The sequence below is a fragment of the Algoriphagus sp. genome (assembly GCF_024305035.1).
Lineage (GTDB): Bacteria > Bacteroidota > Bacteroidia > Cytophagales > Cyclobacteriaceae > Algoriphagus.
Genome location: NZ_JAMWZB010000020.1, coordinates 40,560 through 54,919, shown reverse-complemented (window position 1 = coordinate 54,919; position 14,360 = coordinate 40,560). Strand labels below are relative to the sequence as shown.

The window sequence follows — 14,360 nt, the reverse complement described above, 5'->3', positions numbered from 1 at the left end:
CGAAAATTAGGAAATATTTCTTATGGCAAAAATAGCGGTTTACAAATTTGGCGGGGCTTCGGTCAAAGATTCTGATTCTATCAAAAACTTAGCTGATATTTTTCGTAATCGATTGCGGAAAAATCTTGTAATTGTGGTTTCAGCCATGGGTAAAACCACAAATTCACTGGAGGAAATTATTGATCTCCGATTAAAATCTGAAGATTGGTATTCGAAAAGTGCAATTTTAGAAACCTTTCACTTGAAAGTCTGTGAAGAATTGTTTGAGCAGGATCATCCGGTTTTTTCTAGAATTAAAAATTGGTTTATCCAATTGAAATTAGCCGTCGAACGGCCTTTAACCAAAGAAAATTACGATGAGTTTTATGATCAAGTCGTGTCTTTTGGAGAGTTGGTTGCCACAACCATTGTAATGGAGTACTTATGCGCTCAGGGATTGATTGTGCTTTGGCAGGATGCTCGGGAACTGATTCGGACCAATTCAGATTTCCGCTTTGCCCAGGTGGATTGGGGGTGGACCAGAGTTGCTTGTCAATCGCAGCTTTTGCCCAAATTGGACCAATTTCCAGTCTTGACACAGGGGTTTATCGGTGCTGATGCTAAAGGACGGACGACAACATTGGGGAGGGAGGGATCAGATTTTACTGCGGCGATTTTAGCAGCTTGTTTGGATGCTGAAAGCGTGACGATATGGAAGGATGTACCCGGGGTTTTGAATGCGGACCCCAAGCGATTTCCGGCTGCTCGCCTTTTTGATGAACTCGACTACAAGCAAGCCGCCCAAATGACTTTTTATGGAGCCTCTGTCATTCATCCCAAAACGATCAAACCATTGGCAAATAAGTCGATTCCGCTTTTTGTGAAGTCTTTTTTGAACCCGGAAGCAAAAGGAACGAAGATCTACGGCTCCGGAAAGCCAAATCCCACTCCTACCTTGATTGTCAAAGACAGGCAGATTTTGGTGACTTTTCAGGTAACTGATTTTTCATTTGTGGAAGAACAGCATATTCATCAAGTTTATCGGGAACTGGATTTGCTCAAATTGCGAGTAAATTTGCTTCAAACGTCCGCGATTGGGATTTCGATCGTGATCGATTATCAGCTTTTCAAGCTGGAAAAATTAGTTGAAAAGTTGGCGTCCATTTTTAAAGTCAGGTATAACGAAAATTTGCAGCTGTTGACTATTTTAAATCCCGAGGAGGAAATGATTCGGGGTTTTTCGGCAAGCTATACGATCCTATTGGAGCAGCGCACCCGGACAACTTTTCAATTGGTGGGAAAGCCGATTTAGGCTGATTTTTTTTATAAAAATGAGTACATTTCATTTTTAACCCGATAAACCTATGAAAACCAGAAGATCATTTCTCCAAAAAGCCGGCGTTTCTGCCTTGGCGCTCAGTTTACCCACTATTCCTAGGGTTAGCTTTTCCAAAACACAGTCAAACCCCATTTTTTATCAAAATGAAAAACCGCTCCGCGTAGCGATTATGGGATTAGGTAGCTACGGAACCCGTGTGGCCAAAGCGATGAAAGATTGCAAGCGGGCAAAATTGGTCGGTTTGGTCAGTGGGACTCCATCAAAAATTGAGTCTTGGAAAAGGGAATATAATATCGAGGATAAAAACTGCTACAACTACGAGAATTTTGACCAAATTAAAGATAATCCAGATATCGATGCAGTTTATGTGATTACGCCGAATGGATTGCACAAGGAACATAGTATTCGAGCTGCAAGGGCAGGGAAACATGTCATCTGTGAAAAACCCATGGCAACCACTGCTGCCGATGCTGCAGAGATGATCCGCGTTTGTGATGAAATGGGTGTGAAGCTATTGATTGGGTACCGGATGCACTTCGAAGCCAATACGCTAGACGTGGTGCGAAAGCGGAAAGCTGGCGATTTTGGACAGATCAAATTTTTTCAAGGATTGAGCGGATTTATCATCGGTGATCCTACACAGTGGAGGCTAGATCCGGTGCTTTCTGGAGGTGGGGCGATGATGGATATTGGAATTTATTCCATCAATGGGGCACGGTACATGATCGGTTCGGAACCGCTTTGGGTGACTGCTCAGGAAGTTAAAACCGACCCGGTCAAGTTCAAGGAAGGGATTGATGAGACGATCACCTTTCAGATGGGATTTCCGGATGAAGTGGTCGCATCTTGCCTTTCGACTTATAGTATGAATTACTTGGATAAATTTTATCTCAACGGGATCAAGGGGTTTGCTGAAATGCAACCTTCGACCGGCTATGGCCCGATTGAGGGGCGTACGCATGAAGGACCATTGAACCATCCCCACGTCACCCATCAAACCACTCAAATGGATGAGATGGCAGCGATGATTCTGGATGGAAAAGAAGCCGAAATTCCGGTGGATGGATGGGAAGGTCTCAAGGATATGCGGATCATCGAAGCGATATTTGAAGCTGTTAAGACTGGAGAAAAAGTGGTCTTAGTTTGATTCATCCAAAAGCAACTGCACAAAAATCAAATCCAGCCATTTATCAAACTTTTGACCGATTTCTTGGAACCTACCTACTTCGCGGAAGCCAAGTTTTCGGTGGAATTCCAAGCTGCCCATGTTGGAGGAGTCGATTCCTCCAACCATCGAATGATAACCTGCCGCTCTGGCAATGCCGATGAGTTGATTCATAAGCTTTCTGCCTAGACCTTTTCCTCGGGAATCTGGTCCGATATATACCGAGTGCTCGACCGTAAACCGATATCCGTATTTGGGCCGGAAAGTTCCATAAAAGGCAAACCCTTCGACTTTGCCGTTGATTTCTGCCACTAAAATGGGAAAACCTGCATTCGCTTTTTGGTGAAACCAGTTTTGCTGTTCTTCCAAAGTCTTGGGAACGATGTCATAATTGACCGTAGTCTGAAGGATCTCATAATTGTTGATTTCCAAAATCACGGGAACATCTTCCACTTTTGCAGCTCTGATTACAATAGACATCGTTAGTTTTCAAATCGTTTGACAATCCGCTCGATTCCGTGCAAATAAGCACTCCCAAAGAGATTGAGGTGGACTAAAAGCGGGTATAAATTGTAAATGCCCATCCGAGATTCAAATTCAGGCTCCAAAGGTAATACCGATTCATACGCATCGTAAAATTCCTGATCAAAGCCACCAAATAAACGACTAAAGGCCAAATCCATTTCCCGATGGCCAAAATAAACTGCTGGATCAATCAGAGCCGGCTGGCCTTCCGGATTGCAAATGACATTTCCAGACCAGAGATCTCCATGAAGTAAGGCAGGTTGCTCTTTTGGGAAAATCCCCTGCAATTTGGGATAGATTTCCTGAAATCGCTTCAGAAAATCCAAGGGGATTAGTCGATCAAAATAGGCTTTCCCGATTAAGGGTTCCAACCGAAACTCAATAAAAAAATCAAGCCAATTGTCGGTGGATAAATTTCGCTGATGAAGGGAGGCAATAAAGTTGTCTTCTTCCAAGCCAAAGTTTTGTGCTTGAGTCAGGTGAAGGTGGGCCAGACCGATTCCCAGATTTTCCCAGTAATTGGGATTCTGGCGGCGAGATTGGATGAATTCCATCAAAAGATAATTGTAATCACCGACCCGGCCAAATCCGAAAACCTGTGGAACTTGAAGGAAGGTATTTGCCCGAAGTAAATCCAAGCCTTCCGCTTCCTTTTTCAGGATGTCTCGCTCATGTTCAAAATTAATTTTAAGAAAAAATGAATCTGATGGGGTGTCTAGTCTGATTCCTTGGTTGTGATTGCCAGAGGCGATAAGGCTTGCGTTTTTTAGGAAAGAGTCCGCTCCGAGATTTTCAAAAAGTATTTGCTCATAAAGGTCATTTTGATCATGCATACAGCTGATGTCTCTCTTGGATGGTTGTCAGAAAGTGGTCCACTGCCTCATTTAGTATGTGGTAAATTTCTTCAAATGCGTCCTCGCCTCCATAATAAGGATCGGGAACCGAAAGCCCCTTTCCGTTAGGTGCAAAATTCCGGATTAAATGAATTTCCTTTTCCTCAAATCCATACTTGGATTTCATTGCATTCAGATTTCGCAGATTATTTTCATCCATGGCCAGGATGTAATCAAAATCGCGGAAATCCGTACGGTTGACTTGTCTGCCGCGGTGGTTGACCGGGATATTATACTTTTTTGCACAATTGATCGTGCGTTCGTCGGGCAATTCCCCGATGTGAAAATCAGAAGTCCCTGCGCTGTCGGATTTAAAGCGATCCTCGATGCCGGCAACTTTAATTTTATGGTCAAAAATTGCCTCTGCCAAAGGGGAACGACAAATATTGCCAAGACAAACGAATAATACTTTAATCATGCGAAAATACTAATTTGAGACCATGCTTTGATTTCGGCAACTTTGAATGTAGGAATTTTTGAGTGGAAAAGCACAAAGGTATCTTGAATTTTCTCAAAAAATGGAGTCAATATTCAATTCTTTCCTTTGCCCGAAATTTGGGTTGATTATGAAAAGTAAAGCTTAATTTTGGGCATGAATTGGATGTACAACTTTTCGATGAAACTGGCCGCGCTATTTTTGCCATTGGCCGCGCTTTTTTCTTCGAAAATCCGGATTTTTTGGCAGGGGAGAAAAGACGTAATCCAAGCTGTGAGGAATTTTCGAACTTTTAATCCGGGAAATCTCATTTGGTTTCATGTAGCCTCTTTGGGGGAATTTGAGCAAGCAAAACCACTGATCAAAGCTCTTAAAAAGCGAAATCCAACTCATAAAATTGCAGTTAGTTTTTTCAGCCCTTCAGGTTTTGAACCGACTAAAAACAAACCTCAAAAAGAAGTTGATTTTATTTGCTACTTACCTCTTGATACTCCTCAAAATGCCCGGGATTTTGTTGGTCACTTAAATCCAAGCTATGTTTTTTTCGTCAAATATGACCTTTGGAATAATTTTTTGAAGGAGATAAAAAATCACAATATCCCTCTGTTTCTAATTTCGGCAGCCTTTCGGCAAGATCAGGTTTATTTTAGCAGACAGGGTTTTTTTAGAAACCAAATTTTCTTTTTTGACCATATTTTTACCCAAAATCAGAAAAGCCAAAAATTGCTAGACGGGATTGGTTTTCATGCTCATACCCTAGCTGGCGATACCCGATTTGATCGGGTGTTGCAAACTGCTCAATCGGCTCAGGAATTTCCCGAAATATATGCTTGGACTGGAGGAAAGCCTATTTTTGTTTTGGGGTCTGTTTGGCAGGAGGATATGGATATTTTAATCCCGCTGATTAATAAAGATAAAAAGTACAAATGGATCATTGCGCCGCATAGTATGGATCTAAAACCCATGAAGCTTTGGCAAAGTCAGATAGAACGAACTTGTACTTTTTACTCCAACAGAAAGGGGAATCAGCCCAGTGAAATTTTGTTTATAGATAATGTGGGAATGTTGTCTTCGCTTTATCAATTTGCCAGACTTGCTTATGTGGGTGGGGGATTTGGAAAAGGACTTCACAATATATTGGAGCCTTTGGGATTTGGAGTTCCGGTTTTGTTTGGGAAGCTTCAAAACGATAGAAAGTTTCCGGAGGCAAAAATCAGTCAGAAAAAAGGATGTGGTTTTTGCGTAAAAACTATGGAGGAGTTGATTGATACGGTGGAATTGCTTGAAGATAGAGGAAGGTATGAACTTGCGGTCAAAGCAGCCCAAACTTGGGTAGCCGAAAATGTGGGTGCAACCGACCGGATTTTGAATGTTCTCAAAAAATCGATGAGAAAAGCATGAAAGGAAGAGTAATCAAATCTACCGGGAGTTGGTATACCGTAAAAACCGATAATGTCGAGGTAAAAGCTCGATTAAAAGGGAAATTTAAGCAAGATGAGCTCAAGCTGACCAACCCGATTGCCGTAGGGGACTGGGTGGAGCTAGTCATGGAAGAAGGTCAGGAGACAGCGGTGATTCAGCAGATTCATCCGCGGGAGAATTATGTAATCCGAAAATCCACGCGGAAGCAACACTTTTCTCACATCATTGCGAGCAATCTGGATCAGGCGATTTTGGTCATCACGATGAAAAGTCCACGAACTTCCTTGGGTTTTATTGATCGCTTTTTGGTAAGCACGGAAAGTTTTCGAATTCCGGCGATTTTGGTCGTCAATAAGGTGGATCTGATCAGTAAAGACAGGGATCAGGAATGGCTTCAGGATGTCCATGAGATTTATGAGCCTTTGGGCTATCCGGTTTTGGAAATTTCAGCGATACATGACCAAGATCTCAGGGAAAAATTTCTCCCTTTGATTCAGGGTAAATCCAGTTTGATAGCTGGACACTCAGGCGTGGGAAAGTCCACCCTACTCAACAAACTTGCACTGGGTGCTAGTCAGCAAACTAAGGAAGTTTCTAATTTTAGTAGCAAGGGCGTGCATACGACTACTTTTGCCGAATTATTTGAACTCCCGGGAGGAGGGGATTTGATTGATACGCCGGGAATCAAGGAATTTGGGATTTTGGATGTGGAGGAGTATGAACTTTCGCATTATTTTCCCGAAATGCGCAAATACCTCGGTCAGTGCAAATACAACAATTGCCGCCATATCAATGAGCCGGGATGTGTGATTTTGGAAAAGCTGGAAGAAGGCTACATTCACCCCTATCGCTATGAGAGCTATTTGAATATCCTTTCTGAGGAAGATTCCCATCGTTGATAAAAATTTTGAAAGCAGGGTAATTTGGCCTATTTTTCATTTTTCAAACCAATCTTATGAGCGAAGTACTCCATCACGAGCAAATCCAGAAAAAGATCACCCGAATGGCTTTCGAAATCTATGAGCGGAATCTCTATTCCTCAGGATTGATTTTTGCCGGCATATCAGGAATGGGGCAGCAACTTTCCCAACTACTTGCTGAAGAGCTAAGGAAAATTTCTGACTTGAAAATCGAAGAAATCGAAGTTAAACTGGATAAAAGTAATGTGGCAAATTCTGCTATTGAATTGTCTAAAGAGCTGGATTTGAAAGGGAAAAACCTCATTTTGGTCGATGATGTGTTGAATACCGGGAAAACGATCGTCTATGCGATGAAACCTTTTCTGGAAGAAGAGCTCAGTAAAATGGAATTGGCCGTCTTGGTCAACCGTGCTCATGGACTTTTTCCGATTCGGCCGGATTACACGGGATATGAGCTCTCAACCACACTTAATGAGCATATCAAAGTTGACCTTTCGGGATATCGCTATTCAGTTCACCTTCATTAAAAATCATGTCAGTTCACTCCTCAGCTTCTATTAAACGGATCACCACGCACATTCTCCAGGAAATGAAAGACCGTGGGGAAAAAATATCCATGCTCACTGCCTATGACTTTTCCATGGCTAAAATCGTTGATGCCGCAGGTATTGATATCATTTTGGTGGGAGATTCCGCTTCCAACGTCATGGCAGGACACGAAACTACCTTGCCCATTACCTTGGATCAGATGATTTATCATGCCTCTGCGGTGGTCCGAGCAGTAAAGCGTGCCTTTGTGGTGGTGGATATCCCTTTTGGAAATTATCAAGGGAATAGCTCCGAGGCTTTGCGATCGGCGATTCGAATCATGAAGGAATCCGGAGCCCATGCCGTCAAAGTAGAAGGAGGATCAGAGATTAAAGAATCCGTCAGCCGGATTTTAACTGCAGGCGTGCCAGTCATGGGACATTTGGGATTGACTCCACAGTCCATTTACAAGTTTGGAACCTATACTGTCCGCGCAAAAGAAGAAGCTGAAGCACAGAAACTTCTGGAAGATGCCCAAATGCTTGAAGCCTGTGGTTGCTTTGCGATCGTGTTGGAGAAAATTCCAGCGTCTCTCGCCAAAAAAGTGGCCCAACAGGTCAAAATTCCGGTGATCGGGATTGGTGCAGGCGCAGAGGTGGATGGTCAGGTTTTAGTGATGCATGATATGCTGGGGATTACCCAGGAATTCAAGCCTCGATTTCTCAGACAGTATGCCGATCTGCAGCAGACGATGACAGATGCCTTTAAAAACTACATTAAAGATGTTAAAAGTCGGGATTTTCCGAATGAATCAGAGAGTTATTGATTATGAAAATATTCCAAAAAAGAGGCTGATTCAATTTGAATTAGCCTCTTTTTACTTTAGACTTTCTCGACTTCTTTCACTTTTTCTTTCACCCGCAAGACAAAATCGCTCAGGACGTTCATGTAATTGATAAAGGCGTCGTATGGGGTGTCGTAGGGGCTGAAGTATTCGTGCACTGAACCATCGGAAAAGAACTTGGTACACATGTAATAAAAGTGATCCGAGGTCTGCAAATATTTCCAGTCGCGCTGGATATCCGGATCCTTGATTTTTTTGACTTGATCTTCCAATTCATAAAGTCGGTCAAATGCTTCATCCTGCAAATCATTTCCCAGCCAAGCCGTCAAATCCCGTTCTTCGTCCGCCCAGGAAATTGGGGTTGGTACATGGATAGCTCCTACTGGGGAAACTAGGGAAATCACCTCAGATGGAGTAGAGAAGCTAAAGTCTGAATGCTTAAATACCGATTCGGGTAACGCTCGCATAAACTCAAAGATTCCGGTTTCGGCCCACTGATGCTCACCAAAGGTTTCATAATCCATGAATAGATTCAAACTTTGTTCTTCCCTTGGAATAGCATTGATCCAATTGATGAATTTTTCTGTGGTAAGGGGGTAGTCTTCCCAAGTTTTGTTGCTGAATCGAAAAGCGATGTCATCGGAAAGTCTGAAGTTTTTAAGCAGGACTTTCAATTTCGGATTAATGGAATTGTGATAGACATAATTGGGGCTTTTCCAACCCAAAATATGTTTAGCTCCCTCGGTTAAAATCGCCTCATAGCCCATATCCGCGACCATTTCTCCGATTTTATCCGAATAGATCAACTCTGTGTTTCGAAAGACTTTTGGCCTATAGCCATTAAACAGTCTGCTGATTTTTTCCTGATGCTTTTGGACCATATCGCTAAACTCTGCCTTGCTTTTCAGCGAGGCAAGGGCATGGCCGTAGGTTTCATTGAGCAATTCTACCTTTCCGGTCGCAACCAGTCGCTGAAAACTTTCCAATACATCCGGAGCATAGGCTTCCAGTTGATCCATAAAAGTCCCCGAAAGCGAAAAGGTGACTTTGAACTTTCCTTGATACCGTTGGATCAATTCCAGCAAAAGGGCATTCATGGGAAGATAGCATTTCTGGGCTACTTTTCTGATGATCGTTCGGTTACTGAAATCATCCCAGTAATAATGATCTTCCCCAATGTCAAAAAAGCGATAAGGTTTGATTCGGTAGGGTTGATGAACCTGAAAGTAAAAGCAGATCGTTCTCATGGTCTAGTGGATAAAGTTTTTTCATAAACAGTGATTAGTTTGGCAGCCACATGCTCCCATTTTAATCGTTTTAATTCTTGGCTTCCCAGTTCTTTAAACATCTGGGAGATTCCCTTGTAATGAAGCAGAGCAAAAATGGCATCTGCCATCGCGTCAATGTCCCAAAAGTCCACCTTGATGGCGTTGATCAAAACTTCGGCAACCCCTGACTGCTTGGAAATGATGACCGGGGTATTGTGTCTTACCGCTTCCAGAGGTGAAATCCCAAATGGCTCGGAAACTGAAGGCATCACATACACATCGGAAATCGCATACATGTGGTCTACATCGTCCCCTTTTAAGAATCCGGTAAAATGAAAGCGCGAAGCCATTCTGAGTTCAGCCACTCGGTCAATCATTCGATTGAGCAAATCTCCTGAGCCTGCCATGACAAAGCGGACATTGGGATCTCGGTCTAAAACTTTCTTAGCCGCTTCGACAAAATATTCTGGACCTTTTTGGAAGGTAATTCTACCCAAGAAAGTCACAATTTTTTCAGGGACCTTTTTTTCGTATTTGGACTTGATGATGCTGGCATCCAAAACAGCATTGTGAAGCACACTGACTTTTTCTGCTGGAACACCATATTTTCTGACGATGGTATTTTTGGTCAATTGGCTGACGGCCAACACATGATCTGCGGCGTGCATTCCTGCCCGTTCAATGTCGTAAACAGGCTTGTTGACCGATTCTCCGGATCGATCGTATTCGGTAGCATGGACATGGGCGATGAGGGGCTTTCCACTGATTTCTTTTGCAGCTATACCTGCAGGAAATGAGAGCCAGTCATGCGCATGAATGATGTCAAAATCACTTCGATCACGAGCGATTTGGGCTCCAGTTAAGGCATACCTACTCACCTCTTCGAGGAGGTTTTTTCCATATTTGCCACTGAATTCATATTTGGTCGAGAAGATGGATTCATCTACATCCGTCCGATCGTGAATCGCATAGTCCGTAAATTTTTGATATTCCTCCGGTCCCAGATAGGGCACCAAAAAGCTGCTTACTTCCAGGTAGGTGAGGTTTTTCCAGATTTTTTTGAATTTCCGCTCGCGGTAATCGATGCTGATATCACTGGCATTGACAAAATCTGCCAAGGGCTCTTCATCTCCCCATAATTTGGGGACTACAAAAATGACGTCCTGATTATGATGGGCCATTCCCTTGACCAAACCATAGCAGGCCGTGCCTAAACCACCTGAAATATGTGGGGGAAATTCCCACCCAAACATTAATACTTTCATAAAAAACTATTTAATTCTGTTGACCAACTCCATCATGCGCAATAGTTCTGCAATACTCCAAGCTTGAGAAACCGCACCTTTGGGTCGGTGAGGAGGATCTCCATCGTAAATTTCAGCGACGGTTCCTACGCCATACTGAGTCATCACCCCATCAAAACCCTGAATGATTTTATGGATAAAATTCAGCGAAGATTTTCCGTGCAATTTTATGTATGCCTCCACAAAATGACCCATGGGCCAGACCCAAACGGTACCATTGTGATAGGCTTGATCCCGGCTGATCTGATCTCCGAAATAATAGCCTTTGTAGGCCGGATCATCCGGTGCTAAAGTCCGCAATCCACGTGTGGTCAGGAGATTGGATTTGGCTAATTCCAAAATTTGATCACATTGAGATTCGGTGAGCATGATGTAGGGGAGCGAAGTAGCAAAAACCATATTGGGCCGGATCATCCAGTCCTGCTCTCCATCATTGACTACGTCGGCCAAATATCCTTTTTCCTCATCCCAGAAGGTCTCTAAAAAACTCGTCTTGACTTTTTCGGCTAGATTTTGAGTTTCCTGATCCCCAGTTAATTCATGATAAAAGCAAAGGGCATTATACCAAAGCGCTTGAATTTCAACTGGACATCCGATTCGGGGAGTGACCGGCCCGTCAGGTGTGACCGCATCCATCCAAGTCAACGCCAAATCCTCCTGTCCACCATAAATCAGCCCATTTTCCATCATATGGATGTTGAAATCCGTGCCGGCTTTATAGCCCTCAATTATTCCTTTAAGCTTGTCTAGATAGCGTTTTTTGACTGTCTTAACATCTCCCGTGTAGGTGATGTATTTTTGCAGGGACCAGAAAAACCAAAGTGGGGCATCCATGGAGTTCATATTGGCATAGTCTCCGCTTCCCACATTGGGAAAAAGTGGCCCTTGCAAATCCCGGGACATGGTGTCCATAATCTCCAAAAAGGTCTCATTGTCCCCTCTGGCTAAGGTTAAACCGGGAGCAGCAATAAATGTGTCTCTCCCCCACCAGCCAAACCAAGGATATCCGGCAATAATTCGAGTATCTCCGTCTCGTTTGCGGATAAATTGGGTGGCCGAATTTCTTAGGCAATTTTCAAAATTACTTCGGGGAATTCTTCGGGCAATTTCTTTTTCAAAGGCGCGCTGTCGAGTACTGGGATCGGCTTCAGTCAGCCCCGCAGAGAAAATAACCGACTCTCCTTTTTCGATATCAAATTCAAAATAGCCGGGCACATACAAATCCTCCTGATAATCATACCCCCGTTCTCGTTCGAGAATATACTCTACATTGTTGTACCAATTTGGTTCGAATTTGAATTTGTTTTTCTTTGAAAGTTGTAAAAATAACGGATCATAAACCGGGTAAAGTCTAAACTGGACTCCGTTGGGTACTTTTTCAAAATCTTTATTGATGTCTGAGTTTTCTTTGCAAAGGGTATGGTATCCGCGAAATGCCAAGAAGGGCTGAATTCGAATCTTGGTAGGAGAGTGTGCTTCCAAAAGTGTATATCGGATCATTACCCGATCGCGATTGGTGTCCAGAATGATTTCCTTCTGAAGGACCACCCCTCCGACTCGATAGGTAAGCTTAGGAATGGGTTCGGAGTCAAAATCTTCCAAATATTTATGCCCCCGTGGAGAATAGTTGCCTGGATATTTGCTGATGCCTAAGTTAAAGCTAGCCCCATGCTGAATGACTGTCTCATGGACCGTCGATAAAAAGACATGGTTTTGAGAATCGATTTGTGGCTGAGGAGCCACGAGCAAACCATGGTATTTTCGGGTATTGCAACCGATGATGGTGGTACTGGTGTAGGCACCGGATCGGTTGGTACGGATAATTTCCCGATCTAACGAATAGTTCAGGTTGACAAGCTGCGTTTTGTCAAAATGGATGTAACTCATAGGGTAAAAATTGTATTCCGTTAAAATAGAATATTGAACTGATAGAAAAAATCAAAAGGCAAAAAATAAAGGTTATGTTTCCATAACCTTTCGAATTTGTACAGATTTTAAGAATGAATGGCTTCTTTTTGGATTTCTTCAAAAATCCGAAGAGACTCTTCAAACTTAACCATGTAGCTTTTCACCTGATGGATATTCACCGGCTTGACCACAGGGAATTTTGGTGAGGATTTGAACAAAGTAAACATCACAAGTTGGTTTAGTTTGGTCTGAATTTGTCAAATGTTGTGCCAAGCACATCGTTATTTAAAGCAAAAACCCCTCAATTGGAGGGGTTTGGGGTGAAAGACCGGGTTCGAACCGGCGACCTCTGGTGCCACAAACCAGCGCTCTAACCAGCTGAGCTACAATCACCATTTATTCTTCATGAGAACGCATTTCTCATTCGGTTGGCAAAGGTAAGTAGAATGAAATTTAACTCCAAGATTGCTCCTTAAATATTTGTAAGAAATGTGAGCCGTTCTCCTTTTTTGGTTTCGTCAAACTGTCCGTTTTCATACGCTAAGTGTCCAGACACGATCGTATGGGTGATTTTGGATTGAAATTGATGTCCTTCGAAGGGAGACCAACCACACTTGGTCAAAATATTTTCCTTACTTACCGTCCATGGATCATTCAAATCCACGAGTACCAGATCCGCAAAGTAGCCTTCTCGGATAAATCCTCGATCTTCCATTCGGAATAATTTGGCCACGTTGTGCGACATTTTGTCAGCAATGCGTTCCAGACTGATTTTGCCTTGGTGATAAAAATCCAGCATTGCCACTAAGCTGTGCTGAATCAATGGTCCTCCCGATGGAGCTTTGGTGTAAACTTGATCTTTTTCTTCTAAGGTATGTGGGGCATGATCGGTGGCAATCACATCGATCCGGTCATCAAGCATGGCTTGGAATATCTGATCCCGATCCTGTGCAGTTTTGACCGCCGGATTCCATTTGATTAGCGTACCTTTCGTTTGGTAATCTTCCTCTGAAAACCACATGTGGTGAATACAGGCTTCGGCAGTGATTTTCTTTTCCTCCAAAGGAATGCTGTTGTCAAAAAGACTTAATTCTTTGGCTGTACTGATATGGAGAATGTGTAGCCGGGTACCGTATTTTTTGGCCATGGCCACCGCTCGACTTGAGGCATCATAACAAGCTTCTTCAGATCGGATTTTAGGATGAAATTTTACCGGAATATCCTCCCCGTATTTGGTTAGGTATTCTTCTAAATTCGCAGCGATGATGTGATCGTTTTCCGAGTGGATGGCCAAAAGTCCTTTGTAATGCTTAAAGATTCCTTCCAGCGATTCGATATTGTCCACGACCATATTTCCTGTGGAGGAACCTTGGAATACTTTCAATCCGCAAATGTTTCTCAAATCCAGTTTGAGGATTTCTTCTAAGTTGTCATTGGTGCCTCCGAAGAAAAAGGAATAGTTAGCCAGAGAAACTTCTTTTGCGCGAGCATATTTTTCTTCCAAAAGCGGAATCGTCACCGCCTGGGGAACCGTATTGGGCATTTCCATGTAGGAAGTCACTCCTCCCGCAACCCCGGCTTTGGCCTCGGTGTAGATTTCTCCTTTGTGCGTGAGCCCGGGTTCTCTGAAATGTACCTGATCATCGATTACGCCTGGAAAAAGGTAGTTTCCTTCGGCTTTGATGTGTTTATCGGCAGATTCTTCCGCTAAGTTTTCTCCGATTTTGGTGATCCTTCCGTTTTGCACCAAAACATCCCCCCGAAAGATCCGGCCTTCATTGACTATATTTGCATCGGTGATCAGTATACTTTTCATCTTTTCTCAGTAA

Annotated in this window: 14 protein-coding genes and 1 tRNA gene; 6 read left to right on the top strand and 9 right to left on the bottom strand. The window is 43.1% G+C overall.

Annotated elements, in window-relative coordinates; genetic code table 11:
• Positions 1 to 22 precede the first annotated feature (22 nt).
• Entirely contained in the window at positions 23 to 1,291 is a 1,269-nt protein-coding gene (locus Q0L00_RS12610) for an aspartate kinase (protein WP_297337240.1), read from the top strand.
• A 52-nt stretch (positions 1,292 to 1,343) separates the two neighbouring features.
• On the top strand, positions 1,344 to 2,465 hold the full coding sequence (locus Q0L00_RS12605) for a Gfo/Idh/MocA family oxidoreductase (protein ID WP_297337239.1): 1,122 nt from the start codon (positions 1,344 to 1,346) through the stop codon (positions 2,463 to 2,465).
• On the opposite strand, the gene Q0L00_RS12600 is transcribed toward Q0L00_RS12605, so the two are convergent.
• The 3 genes from Q0L00_RS12600 to Q0L00_RS12590 are packed head-to-tail and all read right to left on the bottom strand — an operon-like array spanning position 2,457 to position 4,319.
• On the bottom strand, positions 2,457 to 2,963 hold the full coding sequence (locus tag Q0L00_RS12600; RefSeq protein ID WP_297337238.1) for a GNAT family N-acetyltransferase: 507 nt from the start codon (positions 2,961 to 2,963) through the stop codon (positions 2,457 to 2,459). The genes Q0L00_RS12605 and Q0L00_RS12600 overlap by 9 nt on opposite strands.
• Before the next feature lie 2 nt (positions 2,964 to 2,965).
• Positions 2,966 to 3,841 carry a fructosamine kinase family protein gene (locus Q0L00_RS12595; protein WP_297337237.1) on the bottom strand — a complete coding sequence of 292 codons (876 nt, stop codon included), beginning with the start codon at positions 3,839 to 3,841 and terminating at the stop codon, positions 2,966 to 2,968.
• A complete protein-coding gene (locus tag Q0L00_RS12590) occupies positions 3,834 to 4,319 on the bottom strand; it encodes a low molecular weight protein-tyrosine-phosphatase (RefSeq protein WP_297337236.1) in 486 nt (161 codons plus the stop codon). Before Q0L00_RS12590 ends, Q0L00_RS12595 begins: the two co-directional genes overlap by 8 nt.
• Before the next feature lie 174 nt (positions 4,320 to 4,493).
• On the opposite strand from Q0L00_RS12590, the gene Q0L00_RS12585 reads away from it, so the two are divergent.
• The 4 genes from Q0L00_RS12585 to panB are packed head-to-tail and all read left to right on the top strand — an operon-like array spanning position 4,494 to position 8,033.
• Positions 4,494 to 5,738, top strand: a complete 1,245-nt coding sequence (locus tag Q0L00_RS12585; protein ID WP_297337235.1) for a glycosyltransferase N-terminal domain-containing protein — start codon at positions 4,494 to 4,496, stop codon at positions 5,736 to 5,738.
• A complete protein-coding gene (gene rsgA / locus Q0L00_RS12580) occupies positions 5,735 to 6,658 on the top strand; it encodes a ribosome small subunit-dependent GTPase A (RefSeq protein ID WP_297337234.1) in 924 nt (307 codons plus the stop codon). The genes Q0L00_RS12585 and rsgA overlap by 4 nt, the downstream gene beginning before the upstream one ends.
• A gap of 56 nt (positions 6,659 to 6,714) precedes the next feature.
• Positions 6,715 to 7,206 (top strand): phosphoribosyltransferase family protein, encoded by a 492-nt coding sequence (locus tag Q0L00_RS12575; RefSeq protein ID WP_297337233.1) that lies wholly within the window; start codon positions 6,715 to 6,717, stop codon positions 7,204 to 7,206.
• Positions 7,207 to 7,211: 5 nt separating this feature from the next.
• Positions 7,212 to 8,033, top strand: a complete 822-nt coding sequence (gene panB, locus Q0L00_RS12570) for a 3-methyl-2-oxobutanoate hydroxymethyltransferase (protein WP_297337232.1) — start codon at positions 7,212 to 7,214, stop codon at positions 8,031 to 8,033.
• A 56-nt stretch (positions 8,034 to 8,089) separates the two neighbouring features.
• Here the strand turns inward: panB and Q0L00_RS12565 are convergent, their stop codons facing one another.
• From Q0L00_RS12565 to Q0L00_RS12540, 6 genes are all read right to left on the bottom strand, one after another.
• Complete coding sequence (locus Q0L00_RS12565; protein WP_297337231.1) at positions 8,090 to 9,298, bottom strand: glycoside hydrolase family 57 protein; 1,209 nt, start codon at positions 9,296 to 9,298, stop codon at positions 8,090 to 8,092.
• Positions 9,295 to 10,584, bottom strand: coding sequence for a glycosyltransferase family 4 protein (locus Q0L00_RS12560; RefSeq protein WP_297337230.1), 1,290 nt, complete (start codon positions 10,582 to 10,584; stop codon positions 9,295 to 9,297). The genes Q0L00_RS12565 and Q0L00_RS12560 overlap by 4 nt, the downstream gene beginning before the upstream one ends.
• 6 nt (positions 10,585 to 10,590) lie before the next feature.
• Complete coding sequence (locus Q0L00_RS12555) at positions 10,591 to 12,510, bottom strand: amylo-alpha-1,6-glucosidase (RefSeq protein ID WP_297337229.1); 1,920 nt, start codon at positions 12,508 to 12,510, stop codon at positions 10,591 to 10,593.
• A gap of 107 nt (positions 12,511 to 12,617) precedes the next feature.
• Positions 12,618 to 12,758, bottom strand: coding sequence for a hypothetical protein (locus Q0L00_RS12550; RefSeq protein WP_177188473.1), 141 nt, complete (start codon positions 12,756 to 12,758; stop codon positions 12,618 to 12,620).
• Positions 12,759 to 12,847: 89 nt separating this feature from the next.
• Positions 12,848 to 12,924, bottom strand: a tRNA-His gene (locus tag Q0L00_RS12545).
• A 79-nt stretch (positions 12,925 to 13,003) separates the two neighbouring features.
• The gene (locus tag Q0L00_RS12540) at positions 13,004 to 14,347 is read right to left on the bottom strand and encodes a dihydroorotase (RefSeq protein ID WP_297337228.1); all 1,344 of its coding nucleotides are present in this window, start codon (positions 14,345 to 14,347) and stop codon (positions 13,004 to 13,006) included.
• Positions 14,348 to 14,360: the final 13 nt, after the last annotated feature.